General features: G+C 72.3%; 14 protein-coding genes and 1 riboswitch. Of the genes, 3 read left to right on the top strand and 11 right to left on the bottom strand.

The window, feature by feature from the left end; translation table 11 throughout:
- Positions 1–14: 14 nt before the first annotated feature.
- The 4 genes from NLX94_RS29680 to NLX94_RS29665 form a co-directional block, all read right to left on the bottom strand.
- Positions 15–665: a thymidine kinase gene (locus tag NLX94_RS29680; protein WP_254386185.1), complete on the bottom strand. Its 651-nt coding sequence runs from the start codon at positions 663–665 to the stop codon at positions 15–17.
- Between the two features lie 84 nt (positions 666–749).
- Complete coding sequence (locus NLX94_RS29675) at positions 750–1,955, bottom strand: alkaline phosphatase family protein (protein WP_254386184.1); 1,206 nt, start codon at positions 1,953–1,955, stop codon at positions 750–752.
- A complete protein-coding gene (locus NLX94_RS29670; protein ID WP_243331716.1) occupies positions 1,955–2,551 on the bottom strand; it encodes a DUF5998 family protein in 597 nt (198 codons plus the stop codon). Before NLX94_RS29670 ends, NLX94_RS29675 begins: the two co-directional genes overlap by 1 nt.
- A 57-nt stretch (positions 2,552–2,608) precedes the next feature.
- Entirely contained in the window at positions 2,609–5,527 is a 2,919-nt protein-coding gene (locus tag NLX94_RS29665) for a bifunctional GNAT family N-acetyltransferase/acetate--CoA ligase family protein (RefSeq protein ID WP_254386183.1), read from the bottom strand.
- Positions 5,528–5,711: 184 nt separating this feature from the next.
- Between NLX94_RS29665 and NLX94_RS29660 the strand changes: the two genes are divergently transcribed.
- Positions 5,712–5,993: an HPr family phosphocarrier protein gene (locus tag NLX94_RS29660; protein ID WP_250746483.1), complete on the top strand. Its 282-nt coding sequence runs from the start codon at positions 5,712–5,714 to the stop codon at positions 5,991–5,993.
- 282 nt (positions 5,994–6,275) lie between these two features.
- Here the strand turns inward: NLX94_RS29660 and NLX94_RS29655 are convergent, their stop codons facing one another.
- The 4 genes from NLX94_RS29655 to NLX94_RS29640 form a co-directional block, all read right to left on the bottom strand.
- Positions 6,276–6,941 (bottom strand): GntR family transcriptional regulator, encoded by a 666-nt coding sequence (locus tag NLX94_RS29655; protein ID WP_254386182.1) that lies wholly within the window; start codon positions 6,939–6,941, stop codon positions 6,276–6,278.
- A gap of 186 nt (positions 6,942–7,127) precedes the next feature.
- A complete protein-coding gene (locus NLX94_RS29650) occupies positions 7,128–7,922 on the bottom strand; it encodes a M23 family metallopeptidase (RefSeq protein WP_254386181.1) in 795 nt (264 codons plus the stop codon).
- A 12-nt stretch (positions 7,923–7,934) separates the two neighbouring features.
- Positions 7,935–8,094, bottom strand: a riboswitch (cyclic di-AMP (ydaO/yuaA leader).
- Between the two features lie 227 nt (positions 8,095–8,321).
- Positions 8,322–9,713 (bottom strand): pitrilysin family protein, encoded by a 1,392-nt coding sequence (locus NLX94_RS29645; protein ID WP_254386180.1) that lies wholly within the window; start codon positions 9,711–9,713, stop codon positions 8,322–8,324.
- Positions 9,710–11,062, bottom strand: coding sequence for a pitrilysin family protein (locus tag NLX94_RS29640; RefSeq protein ID WP_254386179.1), 1,353 nt, complete (start codon positions 11,060–11,062; stop codon positions 9,710–9,712). The genes NLX94_RS29645 and NLX94_RS29640 overlap by 4 nt, the downstream gene beginning before the upstream one ends.
- 272 nt (positions 11,063–11,334) lie before the next feature.
- Between NLX94_RS29640 and NLX94_RS29635 the strand changes: the two genes are divergently transcribed.
- Both NLX94_RS29635 and NLX94_RS29630 read left to right on the top strand, forming a co-directional pair.
- Entirely contained in the window at positions 11,335–13,791 is a 2,457-nt protein-coding gene (locus NLX94_RS29635) for a DNA topoisomerase (ATP-hydrolyzing) subunit A (RefSeq protein WP_254386178.1), read from the top strand.
- A 105-nt stretch (positions 13,792–13,896) separates the two neighbouring features.
- The gene (locus tag NLX94_RS29630) at positions 13,897–15,996 is read left to right on the top strand and encodes a restriction endonuclease (protein ID WP_254386177.1); all 2,100 of its coding nucleotides are present in this window, start codon (positions 13,897–13,899) and stop codon (positions 15,994–15,996) included.
- Between the two features lie 18 nt (positions 15,997–16,014).
- Here NLX94_RS29630 and NLX94_RS29625 read toward each other — a convergent pair whose 3' ends face one another.
- The 3 genes from NLX94_RS29625 to NLX94_RS29615 form a co-directional block, all read right to left on the bottom strand.
- Positions 16,015–17,124 (bottom strand): GTP-binding protein, encoded by a 1,110-nt coding sequence (locus NLX94_RS29625; protein ID WP_254386176.1) that lies wholly within the window; start codon positions 17,122–17,124, stop codon positions 16,015–16,017.
- Between the two features lie 189 nt (positions 17,125–17,313).
- Positions 17,314–18,921: an alpha-amylase family glycosyl hydrolase gene (locus NLX94_RS29620; RefSeq protein WP_254386175.1), complete on the bottom strand. Its 1,608-nt coding sequence runs from the start codon at positions 18,919–18,921 to the stop codon at positions 17,314–17,316.
- Between the two features lie 53 nt (positions 18,922–18,974).
- The gene (locus NLX94_RS29615) at positions 18,975–19,850 is read right to left on the bottom strand and encodes a carbohydrate ABC transporter permease (protein WP_254386174.1); all 876 of its coding nucleotides are present in this window, start codon (positions 19,848–19,850) and stop codon (positions 18,975–18,977) included.
- Positions 19,851–19,859 lie beyond the last annotated feature (9 nt).

The following is a 19,859-nucleotide window of genomic DNA, read 5'->3' as shown; positions in this document are numbered from 1 at the left end:
GGGCGGGGATGCCGTCAGGCGTGGTTGACCGGGAGGACGTCCGGGGAGAGGGCACCCGCGTGGGCCGCCGCCGAGGTCATCCGCTTGCGGTGGTGGCGGCGGCACAGGACCTCGTAGCCGATCTCCCCCGCCGGGCGGTTCACGTCGCCGACCACCACCTGGGCGCCTTCCACCACCATCTCGCCGCCCACCGTACGGGCGTTGTGGGTGGCCCGGGCCCCGCACCAGCACAGGGCCTCCACCTGGAGCTGCTCCAGGCGGTCCGCCAGCTCGATCAGGCGCTGCGAGCCGGGGAAGAGCTTGGTGCGGAAGTCCGTGGTGATTCCGAAGGCGAACACGTCCATGCCGAGGTCGTCCACGATCCGCGCCAGCTGGTCGATCTGCTCGGGCGCGAGGAACTGGGCCTCGTCCACGATCACGTAGTCCGCCTTGCCGCCCTGGGAGAGCTGCGCGACCAGGTACGCATACAGGTCCATGCCCTCCGGCGCCTCCACCGCCTCCGTCACCAGGCCCAGACGCGAGGACAGCTTGCCCTCCCCCGCACGGTCGTCCCGCGTGAAGATCACGCCCTGCAGGCCCCGCGCATCGCGGTTGTGGGCGATCTGGAGAGCCAGCGTGCTCTTTCCGCAGTCCATCGTTCCGGAGAAGAACACCAGCTCGGGCATGGGGAGTACAGGGCCTTTCGAAGGGAGGGGGCAGGGGGACGGCCTCGGGGGTCCGGGGCGCGGGAGCGCCGGGACCCGGGAGCGTCAGGAGCGGATTTCGAGCAGCGGGACGAGCTGTTCGGCCGGGGTCATGGAGCCGTGCATGCCCGCGAGGGCCGACTCGTTGGGTTCGGCCCGTGAGGCCGTGATCGCCACGTCGGCCTGGGCGGCGGCGATCACGTCGCCGATGCGGCCGAGGACCCGCTCGTCGCATTCGCCCGGCGCCCCGAACCAGCCCAGGTCCAGGGCTTCCGCGCGGCTGGCGACCCAGAAGCGGTCGCCGAGCACCTCGCGCCAGACGGTGAGGACGTCGGCCTCGGCGCCCGGTACGGCGTACACGTGCCGGGCCCGGCCCTCGCCGCCGAGCAGGGCCACGCCCGCGCCGAGTTCCCAGTCGTCGTCGTAGTCGATGCGGGAGTCCTCGTCGAAGGGGACGTCCACCATGCCGTGGTCGGCGGTCACGTACAGCGCGGTGCGCGGCGGCAGTTGCTCGGCGAGGCGCTGGACGAGGCGGTCCACGTACATCAGCTGGCCGCGCCAGGCGTCGGAGTCGACGCCGTGCCGGTGACCGGCCCCGTCGAGCTCGCTGTAGTACGTGTAGACCAGGGAGCGGTCGCCGGCCGCGAGCCGCTCGGCCGCGAGGTCCATGCGCTCCTCGCCGGTCATCCGGCCGAGGAAGGTGCCGCCGCTCAGCGCGACCTTGGTGAGCGGGGTCGTCTGGAAGGCGGGCGAGGACACCTGCGCCGTGGCCACCCCGGCCGCGTCCGCCTGCTGGAAGACCGTCGGGTACGGCTGCCAGGGCTTGGGCGGGGTCCACGGGTGCCAGCGGAGCTGGTTCATCAGTTCGCCGGTGGCCGGATTGCGCACGGTGTAGCCGGGCAGCCCGTGCCGCGCGGGCGGCAGGCCGGTGCCGACGGAGGCCAGCGAGGTGGCGGTGGTCGCCGGGAAGCCCGCGGTGATCGGGCGGCCGGTGCCGCCGCGCGAGCTGCCGAGCAGGGAGGTGAGGTACGGGGCCTCGTCCGGGTGGGCCTTGATCTGCTCCCAGCCCATGCCGTCGACCAGGAACACGCAGTTGCGGTCGGCCGGGGTCAGCTCGGCGATCGAGGCCTCGAAGCCGGGTACGCCCTGGCCTGCGACGAGGGTGGGCAGCAGGTCGGCGAGCGAGCCGGTGCCGTAGTGCGGCACGGGGGCGCCCGCCAGGTCCAGCAGCTCCGGCTCGTCCTGCCAGTTCTGCGCGGCGGAGTACGCCATCAGCGGGCGGGGGTGGAGGTGGCCGCGGTCGCTTCGCTGAGCGCCTGCGCGAAGACCAGGGTCTGGCGGACCGCCTCGGGGCCGTCGCCGGCCTCGCTGACGCGCAGGCTGAGGTCGTCGGCGGTGGAGTTGCCGGTGTAACCGTGGTCGGCGTCGCAGTTCTGGTCGCCGCAGGCGGCGGGCTCCAGGTCGATGCGCGAGACGGCGCCCCAGCCGATGGTCAGGACGACCTCGCGGGGCAGGGTGCCGGGGGTGTAGGACTCCGGGTTGGCGACGACGCGGCTGAGCACCACCGAGGAGATGCTGGCCAGCTTGACCGACTCGGTGGAGGTGGTCGCGTACGGCGAGGGGGATCCGGCGTCGGCGGCCTGCTCGTCGGTGTGGCTGACGATGAACCGGTTTCCGGTCAGGACCAGCACGGTGACGTGCCGGCGCACCTCGTTGGAGTCGAAGGTCGTCTCCTGGTGGACCAGGTACGACGAAATCGGCTCGCCGCCCACCGCGGCCTCCACGGCCTCGGCCACGAGGGCCGGGTAGTAGCCGCTGCGCTCGATCGCCGTGCGCAGCCCCTGGGTCGTCGTACCGGATTTCGCCATGAGGTCCATCCTAAGGCCCGTACGGGGCGCCCCGGCCGCCCTGGGGCCCGCCGGACCTCAGTAGCTGGGCAGGGTCCGCGGGCCGAGGTCGCCGCGGGCGGGCGGGTGGGCGATACGGACGGTCGCGCTGAGCACGGACAGCCCCTCGGTGGCGACGACGACGGGCTCCAGGGCGACCCCGACCACCTCGGGGTGGTCGTCGACGAGGCGGGAGAGGCGCAGGAGCAGCTCCTCCAGGGCGGGGGTGTCCACGGGGTCGCTGCCGCGCCAGCCGAAGAGCAGCGGGGCGGTGCGGATCGAGCGGATCAGGCCCGCCGCGTCCTTGTCCGTGGCGGGAACCAGCCGGTGGGCGGTGTCGCCGAGCAGTTCGGAGGCGACCCCGGACAGCCCGAAGGACAGCACGGCTCCGGCGGCGGGGTCGATGACGGAGCGGATGACGGTGTCGACGCCCCGGGGGACCATCGACTGCACCACGGGGAGCAGCTCCTGCGGCTTGCCCAGGGCGTGGGTGAGCTCCTCGTACGAGCGGCGCAGCTCGGCCTCGGTGGTGAGGTCGAGGCGGACGCCGCCGAGGTCGGCGCGGTGGCGCAGGTGCGGGGCGGTGGTCTTGAGCGCGACCGGGTAGCCGAGGACCGCGGCGGCCCGGACCGCGGCGTCGGCGCTGGGGGCCGGGAGCGTGGAGAGCACCCGGATCCCGTAGCGGGCGAGCAGCTCGCGGCCGTCCGGGTCGTCCAGGGTGACCGCCTGCTCCTCCCCTACGCCGGCCAGCAGGCGGGAGAGCTGACCGGCGGCCCCGCTCTCGTCGATGTCCTCGAACTCGGGCACCTGTCCTACCTCGGCGATGCCCCGGCGCCACTGCCCGTACCGGACGGCTTCGGCGACGGCCTTCACGGCCCGCTCGGCCGCGGGATAGCTGGGGATCCGGGCGGCTCCGGGTACGGGCGCGGCCGCGCTCCCCGCGCCGCCGGAGGCCGGCTCCGGCCGGAAGGGCGCTGCGAGGGCGGAAGGGGAGGAGGGCGCGGAGGCGGTGTCCACCACGGTGTCCACCACGGCCTCCGCCCCCGAGGCCACGGCCGCCAGGGCCGTCGCGGGCGTCGGCAGGGCCTCGGGCGGCGAGGCGTCGGCGGGGGCCTTCGCCGCGGCCGGCGCCGTGGCGGCCGAGAGCGCCTCCGCGAGGGCGCCGAGCTCCACGTGGACCACGGCCACCGGCTTGCCGGGGTGTGCGGCGGCCGCTGCCCGCAGGGCCTCAGCCAGCTCGTCGGCGAGGGCGTGCTCGCTCACCCACGGGATCGCGGTGACGACCACGGCGTCGGTGTCCGGCGAGGCCAGCGCCGCGGCGACGGCCGTGCGGAAGTCCTCCGGCGAGGCCGCGGTGGTCAGGTCGAGCGGCGGCAGCGGCCGCAGCCCCTCCGTCAGGCAGGCGTCGTAGGTGAGGACCCCGAGCGATTCGGAGTTGCCGAGGATGGCCACTCGCGGCCCGGCCGGTACGGGCTGCGAGGCCAGCAGCAGGCCGACGTCCACCAGGTCGGTCACCGTGTCGACCCGGATGACGCCGGCCTGCCTCAGCAGCTCCGAGACCGTCGCCTCGGGCAGCCGGGTGCCGGGGACCACATGTCCGGCGGGGGTGTGGCGGCCGCCCTTGGCCACGACCACCGGCTTGACGGCGGCCGTGCGCCGGGCGAGCCGGGTGAACTTCCTCGGATTGCCCAGGGTCTCCAGGTACATGAGCGCGACGTCGGTGGCCTCGTCGTCGTACCAGTACTGGAGGATGTCGTTGCCGGAGACGTCTGCCCGGTTCCCGGCGGAGACGAAGGAGGACAGCCCCTCCCCGCGCCGCAGCAGTCCGGAGAGCAGCGCGATGCCGATCGCCCCGGACTGGGTGAAGAGGCCGACCCGGCCCCGGGCGGGCGCCGGAGCGGGGGCCAGGGAGGCGTTCAGCTCCACCTCGGGGGCGGTGTTGATCACCCCGAAGGCGTTCGGCCCGATCAGCCGCATCCCGTACGAGCGCACCTGCCGCACCAGTTCGCGCTGGCGGGCCAGGCCCTCGGCCCCGCTCTCCCCGTATCCGGCGGAGAGGACGACCAGCCCCTGCACCCCGTGCTCGCCGCAGGCCGCCACCGCGTCCGGGACCCGGTCGGCCGGGACGGCGATGACGGCGAGGTCGACCGGGGCGCCGATGGCGCCGAGCGTGGGGTAGGCCCGTACGCCGTCGAGCAGATCGCGGGTGGCCGCCTCGTTGACGGCGTAGAGGTGGCCGTGGAAGCCGCTGTCGCGCAGGTTGCGCAGGGCGGCCGCGCCCACGCCCGCGAGGGAGCGGCTGACGCCGATCACCGCCACCGAGCCGGGGGACAGCAGCCGCTGGACGGAGCGGGCCTCGGCGCGCTGTTCGCGGGCGCGCTGGACGGCGAGGGACTCGGCGGTCGGTTCGAGGTCGAGGGTGAGGTGGACGGAGCCGTCCTCGAAGCTGCGCTTCTGCTGGTAGCCGGCGTCGGTGAACACCTTGATCATCTTGGTGTTGGCGGGCAGCACCTCGGCCGCGAAGCGGCGGATCCCCCGCTCGCGGGCCACCGCGCCGATGTGTTCGAGCAGGGCGGAGGCGACCCCGCGTCCCTGGTGGGCGTCCTGCACGAGGAAGGCGACCTCGGCCTCGTCGGAGGGCCCGGTGGCCGAGCGGCCGTCGGCGCCGATCCGGTCGTAGCGGACGGTGGCGATGAACTCGCCGCCGATCGTCGCGGCGAGCCCGACCCGGTCCACGTAGTCGTGGTGCGTGAAGCGGTGGACGTCGCGGTCGGAGAGGCGGGGGTAGGGAGCGAAGAAGCGGTAGTACTTGGACTCGTCCGAGACCTGCTCGTAGAAGCTGACCAGCCGGCCCGCGTCGTCGGTGGTGATGGGCCGGATCCGGGCGGTGCCGCCGTCCCGAAGGACGACATCGGCTTCCCAGTGGTCCGGGTACGAGGGGTCGGACTCGGTCGTCATGGGGTCACCTTAAGGCTCGGACGGTTCAGGTGGCCTGGGCGCGGCGCATCGGGCAAGCTGGCTCGAATCAGGGCAAGCTGGGGTAGGTCGAACGGCGGGAAACTCGGGCCGAAGGTCGGTCCGACCATTCCGGGCGTCGTGAGAGACTGGTCTAGACAACCGTAAGAACCTGAAGGGCATCACCATGGCAGAGCGCCGCGTCAACGTCGGCTGGGCCGAGGGCCTGCACGCTCGTCCCGCCTCGATCTTCGTCCGCGCGACGACCGCTTCCGGCGTCCCGGTGACCATCGCGAAGGCCGGCGGCGACCCCGTCAACGCCGCCTCCATGCTGGCGGTCCTGGGCCTGGGCGCCCAGGGCGGCGAGGAGATCGTCCTGTCGTCCGAGGCCGACGGCGCCGAGGCCGCGCTGGACCGCCTCGCGAAGCTGGTCGCCGAGGGTCTCGAGGAGCTCCCCGAGACCGTCTGACCCTTCGGGTTCGGCTCGCAGGACCGCAGGACTTGCACGGAGAAGCCGTTGCCCCCCGACCACCACGGTCGAGGGCAACGGCTTCGCTGCTTTCCGAGGGCTCGATCCCGGCGGCCGGAGCCCGGAGAACGAATTCGGGCCGCCGGATCCCGGCAGCCGAATTCCGGCGGGAAAACGGCACGCGGAATTCAAGGCGTACGGTGCGCGGGACGCGGCCGTGAATTATCGGGGCCGCGAAATACCGGACCGGCCCGGATATCCCACCTTTGTATACGGCGTTTGTTAATGCGGAACGCCTGCCGTGTTTACGGCAGGTTGCAAAGTCCTCACGCGCATCCGGTGGGCCCCCGCCGCCCGCTCCACGTGGGCCGCGGTCAGCGCCCGGGCCCGCTCGGCGTCCCCCCGGGCCACCGCGTCCACGATCGCGCCGTGCTCCGCCCAGGACTCCACGGGCCGCACCGGTGCCTCCACCACGTACATCCAGGCCACCTTGTGGCGCATCTGGGTGAGCAGTGCGATCAGCCCGGGGCTGCCCGAGGCCTGGGAGAGCGTCTCGTGGAACCAGCCGCCCAGGGAGCGCAGATCCTCCCCCTGCCCCCTCCTGGCCCGCTCCTGGCCCAGCCTGACCAGGCCGCGCAGCACCTTGAGGTGGCCATCGCTGCGCCGCCGGGCCGCCCGGGCCGCCGCGAGGGGCTCCAGGAGCATCCGCAGCTCCAGCAGGTCGGCCGCCTCCTGCTCGGTCGGCTCGGCCACGCAGGCACCGGCGTGCCGGCGGGTGGTCACGAACCCCTCGGACTCCAGCGTGCGCAGCGCCTCGCGCACCGGGACGCGCGAGACCCCGTACCTGCGGGCGAGCACCTCCTCGGTCAGCCGGGCTCCGGGCCCGAACACTCCGGAGACGATGTCGTCGCGGATCGCTGTGCATACCGTGTGCGCGGGAATACGCAAGACCGGACCTCCGCCTTTTTCGTATGGCTGTGCGCGTTGCGACTCTATTGCAACACACGATAATTTCCGAGAGCGGCCGGGAATGCGAAACATTCACACATCACGAAGCGGGAAGCGGGAAACACGAAGGCCCCGGCTCGGAGAGAGCCGGGGCCTTCGCGGAAGTCGTGCGCTGGGGCGAGCGGGTCAGATCGTGACGCCGTGCGACCGCAGGTACGTGACCGGGTTGATGTCCGAGCCGTAGTCGGCGCCGGTGCGGGCCTCGAAGTGCAGGTGCGGGCCGCTGGAGTTGCCGGTGGAGCCCGACAGGCCGATCTTCTGGCCCGGGACGACCTGCTGGCCGACGGAGACGTTCAGCGAGGACAGGTGGCCGTACTGGGTGTACGTGCCGTCGTTGTGCTTGATGACGACGTTGATGCCGTACGCACCGCCGTAGCCCGCCTCGACCACGGTGCCGAGGCCCACGGCGAACACCTGGGTGCCGGAGGCGGCGCGGAAGTCGATGCCGGTGTGGCTGCCGGAGGACCACATGCCGCCACCCGCGTGGTACTGGGTGCTGATGGAGCTGCTGGCGAGCGGGGACACGAAGGTGTTGAGGCGCTTGCGCTCCTCTTCGCGCGCGGCGCGCTCGGCGGCCTCACGCTCGGCCTTGGCCTGCGCCTCGGCCTGCGCCTTGGCTTCGGCGGCCCGCTGCTTGGCGTCGGCCTCGGCCTGCGCCTTGGCGGCGGCGGCCTCGGCGGCCCGCTGCTGGGAGTGGGCCTGGGCCTCGACGTCACCGGCGAGCTCGTCGGCCACCACGATGGTGTTCAGGGCGCCGGTGTCCTCCACGGAGGGGGACTTGTCCGCGGCGAACGCGGGGCCGGCCAGGGAGCCCACGACGCCGGTGGCGGCGAGGGCGGCTATGCCGGCGTAGCCAGCGGTCTTGCGGCTCAGACGGCTCGAGCCACGGTGCTTGCCGGCGGCACTACTGCCAAACGCCATGAAGGGGCTGATCCTTTCCTTCCCTCTCGCCTACCGGGTTAGCTGACGGGTTCGGAGCAGGAAGGTCTCCTACGGGCCCCCTCTTGCGAGGCGGTCCGATTCACCCCAGGGACACAAGTGGGTCCCCGGCTCCCCAGGCTCGCGCCTGACGGGGACTCGGCGATCGCTGTCCGGTGCCGCGGGCGCGGCGGTTACAACTGACGGACAGCACGGCCGACGCTAGGCGGATCATCAGTCAATCGCCAAACAGACACGCCCTTTTGTTGCGTACGCCACACCACATACGAGCAACCACACCACGAAAGGGACAACTCAGACAAAAAGGGCCCCGACGGACAAGCCGCCGGGGCCCCTTGAGCGGCGGGCCAGTTGACGGCCCGTCGAAATCGCCGCTGACGGTCAGTTGGTGACCACGGTCACTTCGCCGATCCCGAGGGCCCGCACCGGCTCCTCGATCTGCGAGGCGTCGCCGACCAGGACCGTGACCAGACGGTCCACCGGGAAGGCGCTGACGACCGCCGAAGTGGCCTCCACCGTCCCGGTCTCGGCGAGCCGTGCGTACAACTGCGCCTGGTAGTCGTCCGGAAGCTCCTGCTCGACCTGGTCGGCGAGGGTGCCCGCGACGGAGGCGGCCGTCTCGAACTTCAGCGGGGCCACCCCCACCAAGTTCTGCACGGCCACGTCCCGTTCGGCGTCGGTCAGGCCGCCCTCCGCGAGGGTGCGCAGCACCGTCCAGAGGTCGTCCAGGGCCGGGCCGGTGTTCGGGGTGTCCACCGAGCCGCTGATGGCGAGCATCGAGGCGCCCTTGCCGTCGGCGGTGGAGCGCAGCACCTGGCCGAAGGCGCGCACGCCGTACGTGTACCCCTTCTCCTCGCGCAGCACCTTGTCCAGCCGGGAGGTGAGCGTGCCGCCCAGGCAGTACGTGCCGAGCACCTGGGGCGCCCAGACCCGGTCGTGCCGGTCCGCACCGATGCGGCCGATCAGCAACTGCGTCTGGACCGCGCCGGGCCGGTCCACGATGACCACGCGGCCCGTGTCGTCGGCGGTGATCGGCGGAACGGCGCGCGGGGCGGTGGTGTCACCGGTCCACGCGCCCAGGGTGTCGGCCAGGACGGCGTCGAGGTCGATGCCGGTCAGGTCGCCGACGACCACCGCGGTGGCGGTCGCGGGGCGCACGTGGGCCTCGTAGAAGGCCCGTACGGCCGCCGAGTCGATGCGGGCGACCGTCTCCTCGGTTCCCTGGCGCGGGCGGGACATCCGCAGGGAGGCCGGGAAGAGCTCCTTGGAGAGCTGCTTGGCGGCGCGGCGCTGCGGGTTGGCGCTCTCGTGCGGGATCTCGTCGAGCCGGTTGCGCACCAGGCGGTCGACCTCGGCGTCGGCGAAGGCCGGGGTGCGCAGCGCCTCGGCGACCAGCCCCAGCGCCTTGTGCAGGCGGGAGGCCGGAACCTCCAGGGAGACCCGCAGGCCGGGGTGGTCGGCGTGCGCGTCGAGGGTGGCGCCGCAGCGCTCCAGCTCGGCGGCGAACTCCTCGGCGGAACGCTTGTCGGTGCCCTCGGACAGGGCGCGGACCATGATGGTGGCCACGCCGTCGAGGCCCTCGGGCTCCGCGTCGAGCGGGGCGGCGAGGTTGATCTCGACCGCGACCACCTGCTGGCCCGGGCGGTGGCAGCGCAGCAGGGTCAGGCCGTTGGCCAGTACCCCGCGCTCGGGGGCCGGGAAGGCCCACGGCTGCGGCTCGCCGGCCTCGGGGCGCGGGTGGAAGGTCATCGTGACGGCTGCGGTGTCGCTCATCGCTCCGCCCCCTCGTTCTCGTCGCTCGCGTCGGTCTCTTCGTTGTCGTCCGCGGCGATCGGCTCGTAGACGAGCACCGCGCGGTTGTCGGGGCGCAGCCGGGCCGCGGCCACGGCCTGGACCTCCTCGGCGGTGATGTCGAGGACGCGCTGGACGGCGGTCAGGGCGAGCTGCGGGTCGCCGAACAGCACCGCGAAGCGGCACAGTTCGTCGGCGCGGCCGGCCACCGTGCTCAGCCGGTCCAGCCACTCGCGCTCCAGCTGGGCCTGCGCGCGCTCCATCTCCTCGGCCGTCGGGCCCTCGGCGGCGAACCGCGCGAGCTCCTCGTCCACGGCCGCCTCGATGGCGGGCACCTCGACCCCGCTGGAGGTCTTGACGTCCAGCCAGCCCAGCGAGGGCGCGCCGGCGAGGCGCAGCATGCCGAAGCCGGCCGCGACGGCGGTCTGGTCGCGGCGCACCAGGCGGTTGTGCAGCCGGGAGGACTCTCCGCTGCCCAGGACGGTCAGCGCCACGTCGGCGGCGTCGCATTCGCGGGTGCCGTCGTGCGGGAGCCGGTAGGCCGCCATCAGCGCGCGGGCCGGGACCTCCTCGACGACCTCCTCGCGGAGCTGCTCCCCCATGATCTCGGGCAGCGAGCCGTCGCGCGGCGGCTGCTTGCCGTCGTGGCCGGGGATGGTGCCGAAGTACTTCTCGACCCAGGCGAGCGTCTTCTCGGGGTCGATGTCGCCGACGACCGAGAGCACCGCGTTGTTGGGCGCGTAGTACGTACGGAAGAACGCGCGCGCGTCCTCCAGGGACGCGGCGTCCAGATCGGCCATGGAACCGATCGGGGTGTGGTGGTACGGGTGGCCCTCCGGGTAGGCCAGGGCCGTCAGCTTCTCGAAGGCCGTGCCGTACGGGACGTTGTCGTACCGCTGGCGGCGCTCGTTCTTGACGACGTCGCGCTGGTTCTCCATGGACTCGTCGTCCAGGGCGGCCAGCAGCGAGCCCATCCGGTCCGCCTCCAGCCACAGCGCGAGCTCCAGCTGGTGGGTCGGCATCGTCTCGAAGTAGTTGGTCCGCTCGAAGCTGGTGGTGCCGTTGAGGGAACCGCCGGCTCCCTGGACCAGTTCGAAGTGGCCGTTGCCGGAGACGTTCGCCGAGCCCTGGAACATCAGGTGCTCGAAGAGGTGAGCCAGGCCCGTACGTCCCTTGACTTCGTGGCGCGAGCCGACGTCGTACCAGAGGCAGACCGCGGCGACCGGGGTCAGGTGGTCCTCGGACAGCACCACGCGCAGGCCGTTGGCCAGCCGGTGCTCGGTCGCTGTGAGGCCGCCGGAGCCTGCGTGAGCTGTGGCCGTGTGACCCATGGGCATGTGGTCCCTTCGATCGCGATGCAGAGATTCCTGTCAGACCTGCCACTGTATGCAAGCGTGTCGGGCGGCGGAGAAGTTCCCGGCCCAGTCCTGGGTCGGAGTCGGCGTTGTCGGTGCCTCGGGCCACAATGGTCCGCGTCACCCCTGTCCGAAACCGGTCCGCCCCCGTACCGGCCCCGTCCCAGCAGCACCCCCAGCCCCACCCCACCGCCCCACCCCGTGAGAGCTCAGCTCATCCCGATTCTTGGTTAAGGAGCCGCGCAGCGATGGCCCGCCGCAGCACGAAGACCCCGCCGCCGGAGGATTTCGAGGAGAAGATCCTCGACATCGACGTCGTCGACGAAATGCAGGGCTCCTTCCTCGAGTACGCGTACTCGGTGATCTACTCCCGCGCCCTGCCCGACGCCCGCGACGGCATGAAGCCGGTGCACCGGCGCATCGTCTACCAGATGAACGAGATGGGCCTGCGCCCCGACCGCGGCTACGTGAAGTGCGCCCGCGTCGTCGGCGAGGTGATGGGCAAGCTGCACCCGCACGGCGACGCGTCGATCTACGACGCCCTCGTGCGCATGGCGCAGCCCTTCTCCATGCGGCTCCCGCTGGTCGACGGCCACGGCAACTTCGGCTCGCTCGGCAACGACGACCCGCCGGCCGCGATGCGTTACACCGAGTCGAAGATGGCCGACGCCGCCTCGCTGATGACGGACGGGATCGACGAGAACACCGTCGACTTCGCCGCGAACTACGACGGCCAGGAGCGCGAACCGGTCGTCCTGCCGGCGGCGTACCCGAACCTGCTGGTCAACGGCGCGTCCGGGATCGCGGTGGGCATGGCCACCAACATGGCCCCGCACAACCTCGGCGAGGTCATCGCGGCCGCCCGCCACCTGATCCGCTACCCCGAGGCGGACCTGGAAGCGCTGATGCGCTTCGTCCCGGGTCCCGACCTGCCCACCGGAGGCCGGATCGTGGGCCTCTCGGGCATCAAGGACGCCTACGAGAACGGCCGCGGCACCTTCCGGATCCGCGCCACGGTGGCCCTGGAGGACGTGACCCCGCGCCGCAAGGGGCTGGTCGTCACGGAACTGCCCTTCACGGTCGGCCCCGAGAAGGTCATCGCGAAGATCAAGGACCTGGTCGGCTCGAAGAAGCTCCAGGGCATCGCGGACGTCAAGGACCTCACGGACCGCTCGCACGGCCTGCGCCTGGTCATCGAGATCAAGAACGGCTTCCACCCCGAGGCCGTCCTGGAGCAGCTGTACAAGCTGACGCCGATGGAGGAGACCTTCGGCATCAACAACGTCGCGCTGGTCGACGGGCAGCCGCTGACGCTGGGCCTCAAGGAGCTGCTGGAGGTCTACCTCGACCACCGCTTCGAGGTCGTGCGCCGCCGCAGCGAGTTCCGCCGGGGCAAGCGGCGCGACCGCCTGCACCTCGTCGAGGGCCTGCTCGTGGCGCTGCTCGACATCGACGAGGTCATCCGGATCATCCGGGACAGCGACAACTCCGCGCAGGCCAAGGAGCGCCTGATGGAGCGCTTCTCGCTGAGCGAGATCCAGACCCAGTACATCCTGGACACCCCGCTGCGCCGGCTCACCCGGTTCGACCGCATCGAGCTGGAGTCCGAGCGCGACCGGCTGACCGGCGAGATCGACGAGCTGACCGGGATCCTGGACTCCGACGGCGAGCTGCGCAAGCTGGTCTCGGCGGAACTGGCCGCGGTGTCGAAGAAGTTCGGCACGGAGCGCCGTACGGTCCTGCTGGAGTCGGCGGGCACGCCGGTCGCGGCGGTCCCGCTGGAGGTCGAGGACACCCCGTGCCGGGTGCTGCTGTCCTCCACCGGCCTGCTCGCCCGCACGGCCAACGCGGAGCCGCTCCCCGAGGAGGAGGGCGGTGCCCGCGCGAAGCACGACCTGATCGTCTCGCAGGTCGCGGCGACCGCGCGGGCCGACCTCGGCGTGGTCACCTCGTACGGGCGGCTCCTGCGGTTGTCGGTGATCGACCTGCCGCAGCTGCCGGACACCCACGCCGCGCCGAACCTGGCGGGCGGCGCCCCGGTCTCGGAGTTCCTGTCCGGGCTGGAGGCGGACGAGCAGGTCGTCTGCCTGACCTCGCTGGACGAGTCGGGGCAGGGCCTGGCGCTCGGCACCGAGCAGGGCGTGGTCAAGCGGGTCGTGCCGGACTACCCGGCCAACAAGGACGAGCTGGAGGTCATCACCCTCAAGGAGGGCGACCGGATCGTCGGCGCGGTCGAGCTGCGCACCGGCGAGGAGGACCTCGTCTTCATCACCGACGACGCCCAGCTGCTGCGCTACCCGGCGGGCCAGGTCCGCCCGCAGGGCCGCCCGGCCGGCGGCATGGCCGGCATCAAGCTCTCGGACGGCGCCAAGGTGATCCACTTCTCGGCGGTGGACCCGGCGCGCGACGCCGTGGTGTTCACGGTGGCGGGCTCGCACGGGACGCTGGACGACTCGATGCAGTCCGGGAAGCTGACCCCGTTCGACCAGTACCCGCGCAAGGGCCGGGCCACCGGCGGCGTGCGCTGCCAGCGGTTCCTGAAGGGCGAGGACGTCCTGCTGCTGGCCTGGGCGGGCGGCGCCCCGGCCCGCGCGGCGGCGGCCAACGGCACTCCGGCCCTGCTGCCGGCCGCGGACCCGCGGCGGGACGGCTCGGGCACGGCGCTCCCGGCCGTGGTCGCGGCGCTGGCGGGGTCGGCGCTGTAGGGGTTCCGGATCATTCGGGTGGTACGTCCGAGGGACGTACCACCCGAATGGCGACTAGTGTTTTCCCTCTTGGCACTGTCGGTGGGGCGGGGAGACACAAAACTGATGAGTCGTCGGTCGGACGGATCGATCAGGGACTGGGCCGAAGCCCAGCGCCGGACGCAGCAGATGCAGCTGGTCCGCCAACGCGAGGCGGAACACCCCCCGCGGCCCTACGAAGGCGGTGGGGTCCGGGGGCAACGACAGCAGCAAGCAGCCGACCGGCAGCACCACGACGCCGAGGCGCGGCGGCGTTCCGCGCAGCTGGACGCCGAGGTCCAGGCCTTGCAGGTCCTGTTGGCCACGGGATGCGGGGCACCGGCCTTCCGAACGGCAGCCATGGTCCGGCCGGAGCAGGTGGAACCGTTCGCCCCGGGACACCTCGCGCACCCGGTGGCGCTGCCGCGCATCGAGCAGTTCCAGCAGCAGAGCAGCGGCTGGACCCTCGGCTCGGGCCAGCGGGCGCAAGCGGAGCGCGACGCGCACGCGCGCTACACGGCCGCCTGGCAGGCCGCCCAGGCGGCCGAGACGGAGCGCCAGCACCAGCTGGCCGCGTACCGCCAGCAGTACGACGCCTGGGCGGCGGAGCAGCTCGCCGGGATCCGTGCGCACAACGGGGGGCTCGCCGAGCTGACCGCCGCCCTGCGTGCCGGCGACCCCGAGGCGGTAGTGGAGTACTTCTCGGCCGCCCTGTACGTCTCGTCGGCCTGGCCCGAGGTGTTGCCGAGACAGGTAGCGGCCGCCTACGACCCGGCTGCACGTCAGCTCGTGCTGGATTGGGAGCTTCCCGGGTACGCGGTGGTGCCGGAGGCCAGGTCGGTCCAGTACCTGCCGAGCACGGGTCAGTACAGAGTGAAGCCCCGCCCGGTGACGGAGCGGCGGGCTCTCTACCGGGACCTCCTGGCGCAATGCGTGCTCTTGGTGCTGCGCGAGCTGTACGCGGCCGACGAGTTCGGGGTGCTGGATTCGGTCCTGGTGAACGGCTTCGTGGACCGCCCCGATCCCGTAACGGGACAAGAAGCTCAGTTCGTCCTCGCCACGGTGACCGCGGCGCGCACCACGTTCGGGGGACTGCGCCTGGAGCAGGTCAGCGCGGTGGACTGCCTCGTGGAGGGCCTGCGCGGGCAACTATCCGCGAAGCCCGACCAACTGACCACGGTGCGTCCCGGACGTCGCCCCGACGAGGTCGGCACGGTCATCGGCCACGGCGGACGCGCGGACAGCGGCGAGGAGGAGCCGGACCTCTTCGCGATGGATCCCATCGCCTTCGAGAACCTAGTGGCCGAGCTGTTCCGGGCGATGGGCATGGAGGCGGTGACCACGCAGCGTTCGGGCGACGGCGGTGTGGACGTAGAAGCGCTGGACCCGACCCCGATCCGGGGCGGGCGGATCGTGGTGCAGGTCAAGCGCTACCGGAACACGGTGCCGCCGACGGCCGTACGGGATCTGTACGGCACGGTCCAGGACCGGGGGGCGAACAAGGGGGTGCTGGTCACCACGGCGACCTTCGGTCCCGGGTCGTACACCTTCGCCAACGGCAAGCCCCTGGAGTTGGTTCCCGGTGCCGAACTGGTGGACCTGCTGCACCGGCACGGGTTGCGCGGACGCCTCGGCGGGGGCTCGCCCGACGCAGCCCCGACCCCGACACCTGCCGTGCGGACGGCGGAAGAGCCGCCTCCTACCGATCACAACGTGCTCGGTATGTCCTGGACCGGCGCTGTCGCACTCGACGTGTGCGCGCTGGTCTGTGAGGGGGGCCGGGTACTGAGCGAAGAACACTTCGTGTTCTTCAACAACCCCCGCACCCCGGACGGTTCGGTACGGACCCACGCGCACTCGGCGCCCGACAAGGCCGCGCTGCTGGTCGCCTTCGACTCTCTGCCGCAAGCCGCCGACCGGCTGGTCCTCGTCGCCGCAATCGACCCGGAGGCCGATCCGGACGCCGACCTCGCGGGCTTCACGGACGCCCGGATCCGGCTACTGGACACCGAAGGCGAGGAACTGGGCCAGTTGGAGGTCTCCGACGGGCGTGCCGGGGAAACCGCCCTGGTCCTCGGCTCCTTCCGGCGCCGGCCGAGCGGCGACTGGGACTTCGTCCTCGGCGGCAAGGGCTACCCGGGCGGCTTGGAACCCCTCCTCGGCGACTTCGGCATCGAGGTCATCTGAGTCCATGCGGGGCGGACCCTAGAAGTCTTCGGGATCGGGATGACCCGCATCCGGATCCTGGTCCGGATCGGGTCCCGGTGCCGGTCCCTCCGGGCGGTCCACGTAGCGCAGGACGCCCCACATGGATTCCGGTCCGGCTCGCCACGGCTCCGGTGCGCGGCAGCCCTCCAGCTCGCGGAGCAGGGCGGGGCCGTCGGTGCCCGAGCCGATCAGGACGAGCTGCGTCAGGCGCGGCTCGCCCCGGCCCCAGGCGTGCGGGGCGAAGCGGAGGAAACGGCCGACCGCGTGGACCTCGTAGCGCTCCTCGTGGCCGGGGACGCCGAAGTGGACGGAGCCCTTGATCCGGTAGAGCCCGGCGGGGCGGCGGTCGAGGAACGCCATGAACCGGCGCGGGTCGAGGGCCTGCTCGGAGACGAACTCGGTGCTCTCGTAGGCCGCGTGGACGTGCCGCGCGTGATCCGTCTCGTGATCGTGGTCGTGCGCCTGGGCCAGGAGGTCCTCGAAGGACAGCTGCCCGCGCGTCTCGGTCCACGGGCGGCGGTCGAAGAGCAGCTCCGGGTCGATCCGCCCGTGGTCCGCGCCCACGACGGGGATGCCCGGCGCGCAGAGCCCGGCGAGCACGGTCTCGATCCGGGCCCGCTCCCCCGCCCCGACCCGGTCGGTCTTGTTGAGCACCACCAGGTCGGCGACGGCCAGGTGCCGGTCGGTCTCCGGGTGCTTGTCCCGGGTCGCGTCGAACTCCGCCGCGTCGACGACGTGCACCATGCCGCCGTAGCGGACGGCCGGATTCTCGTTGGCGACGAGCATCCGGACCATCTCCTGCGGCTCCGCCAGCCCGCTCGCCTCGATGACGATCACGTCGATGCGGTGGACGGGGTCGGCGAGCTTCTCCAGGTACGCGTCCAGCTCGCTGCCGTCCACCGCACAGCACAGGCAGCCGCCGCCGAGGGAGACCATCGAGTCGCCGACCTGGCCGGCCACCGACATGGCGTCGACCTCGATGGAGCCGAAGTCGTTGACGACGACCCCGATCCGGGTGCCGCCCCGGTTGCCGAGGAGGTGGTTGAGGACGGTCGTCTTGCCGGATCCGAGGAATCCGGTGAGGACGATGACGGGGATGCTGTTCACCCGGTCGATCGTAGCCAGCGTCAGCCGAGGGCGGGGACCGGCGGCCGGGGCGGGGACGGCCGCCCTTCCCGGCAGCCGTGGCCCCGGCAGTACCACGGGCCCCGCCCGCCACAGCCGTTGCCGTGACGGGCGGGGGGGGAGGGAGGGCGTGGTCGCCCCCGGGATGGTTCCGGCGGTCCGGCTGCGGCGTCAGGTCCGCAGCCAGACCGCCGTGTCCTGCTCCAGCAGCCCGTCCGCGTCCAACGGGGAGCTGCTGAGCAGGAGGCTCGTGTGGGCCGGCAGCGGCACCGGCTCCGGTGACAGGTTGGCCACGCAGACCAGCCCGTCGGGGCGGCCGAAGGCGAGCACCCCGGGCGGCGCGGGCAGCCACTCCAGCGATCCGCCGCCGAAGCCGGCCGCGGCCCGGCGCAGCCCGAGGGCCGTGCGGTAGAGGGTGAGCATCGAGTCCGGGTCCCCGGCCTGGCGGTCCGCGGCGTAGGCGGGCCAGTCCGCGGGCTGCGGCAGCCAGGGCTCGTTCCACGGCTCGGCGGTCCACGGCAGCGGCACCCTGCACCCGTCCCGGCCGGGGTCGGTGCCGCCGGAGCGGAAGTGCATGGGGTCCTGGATCCGGCCGAGCGGGATGTCGGCCTCGGGGAGTCCCAGCTCCTCGCCCTGGTAGACGTAGACGGCGCCGGGCAGGGCGAGGCTGAGCAGTGCGGCGGCGCGGGCCCGCCGGGTGCCGAGGGCCAGGTCGGCGGGGGTGCCGAAGGCCTTGGTGGCGAAGTCGAAGCCGGTGTCGGCGCGCCCGTAGCGGGTGACCGTACGGGTCACGTCGTGGTTGCAGAGCACCCAGGTGGCCGGGGCTCCGACGGGGGCGTGCTCGGCGAGGGTCTCCTCGATGGAGGTGCGCAGCCGGCCCGGGTCCCAGGGGCAGCTGAGGAAGGAGAAGTTGAAGGCGGTGTGCAGCTCGTCGGGGCGCAGGTAGCGGGCGAACCGCTCGGAGTCCGGCAGCCAGACCTCGCCGACGAAGATGGCGTCGTACTCGTCGGCGATGGCCCGCCACGAGCGGTAGATGCCGTGCAGGTCGTCGCGGTCGATGTACGGGTGGACCTGGCCGGGCCAGGGCTCGGGAGAGCGGCCGGCGAGGTCGGGCAGGGCCGGGTCCTTGGCGAGCAGGGCCGCGGAGTCGATCCGTACGCCGGACACCCCGCGCTCGAACCAGAACCGCAGGACCTCCTCGTGCTCCCGGCGGACGGCGGGGTGGTCCCAGTTGAGGTCGGGCTGCTCGGGGGTGAAGAGGTGCAGGTACCACTCCCCGTCCGGTACGCGTGTCCAGGTGGCCGCTCCGTTGAACTGCGAGGGCCAGTCCCCCGGCGGCAGCTCTCCGTGCTCCCCGCGGCCCGGGCGGAAGTGGAAGAGCTCCCTTTCGGGGCTGCCGGGGCCGGCGGCGAGGGCCGCCTTGAACCAGGCGTGCTGGTCGGACACGTGGTTCGGGACGATGTCGACGATGGTGCGGATGCCCAGCTCACGGGCCTCGGCGATGAGCTTCTCGGCTTCGGCGAGGGTGCCGAAGGCGGGGTCGATGGTGCGGTAGTCGGCGACGTCGTAGCCGCCGTCGGCGAGCGGGGAGAGGTACCAGGGGGTGAACCACAGGGCGTCGACGCCCAGTTCGGAGAGGTAGGGGAGGCGGGCCCGGACGCCCGCGAGGTCACCGGTGCCGTCCCCGTCGCCGTCGGCGAAGCTCCGTACGTACACCTGGTAGATGGCGGCCGAGCGCCACCAGTCGGCGGCGTTTTCGGGCAGGGGAAAGTCAGCCACGGAGGGGTCCTTTCAGGGGGGCGACCGGGCACGGCGGCGGTGCGGGGTGGTGCTCACCCCTTGAGGGAGCCTGCCGTCAGGCCGCTCATGATGTTGCGCTGGAAGATCAGGAAGATGATGAGCGTGGGCGCCGAGGCCATCGCGAGCGCGGCGACGAGGTGGTTCTCGGGGACTCCCCGGGCGAGTGAGTAGATGCCGACGTTGAGCGTCTGCAGGGCCGGGTCGGGGAGGGTGAGCATGGGCCAGAGGAAGTCTTTCCAGACCCCGACGATGGCGAAGATCGACACGACGCCGAGCACGGGCCGGGACATCGGCAGGACCACGGAGCGCAGGGTGCGCAGGGCGGAGGCTCCGTCGATGGAGGCGGCATCGAGGATCTCGCCGGGGATGGAGTCGAAGAATCGTTTCAGAAGGAAGATGTTGAAGGCGTTCGTCACCGAGGGCAGCCAGATCACCCAGGGCGTGTTGAGCAGGTTCCGCTCGATCAGCGGCATGTCCAGCACCGTGAGGTACTGCGGTACGACGAGGACGGTGGCCGGGATCATCAGCGTGGCCAGCATCATGCCGAGGACGGCCTTGCCGAAGACGGGCCGGAGCTTGGACAGCGAATAGGCGGCGGCCACGTCGAGGACGAGCTGGAAGGCCAGGGCGCCGAAGGCGTAGTAGAGGGTGTTGAACAGCAGCTTGGCGAGGTCCATGACCTTCCAGGCCGCCGAGTAGTTCGCGGCGTGCAGGGAGTCCGGAACCACGGTCGGCGGGACCTGGGTGAACTCCGCGGTGCTCTTGAGGCCGTTGGCGACCATCCAGTAGAGGGGCCCGAGGAAGACGACCGTGAAGCCGGTCACGACCACGGCCAGGACGGTCCAGTAGGCGATCTTGCCCCGGGTGCGGCCGAGTTGGGCCGGCGATATGAGCGTGCGCTCCGACATGTGGGTGCT

This window comes from Streptomyces sp. TBY4, assembly GCF_024213195.1.
In the GTDB taxonomy this organism is placed as follows: Bacteria; Actinomycetota; Actinomycetes; order Streptomycetales; family Streptomycetaceae; genus Streptomyces.
Note: the sequence above shows the minus strand (reverse complement) of the source record. Positions and strands in the feature narration are given on the sequence as shown.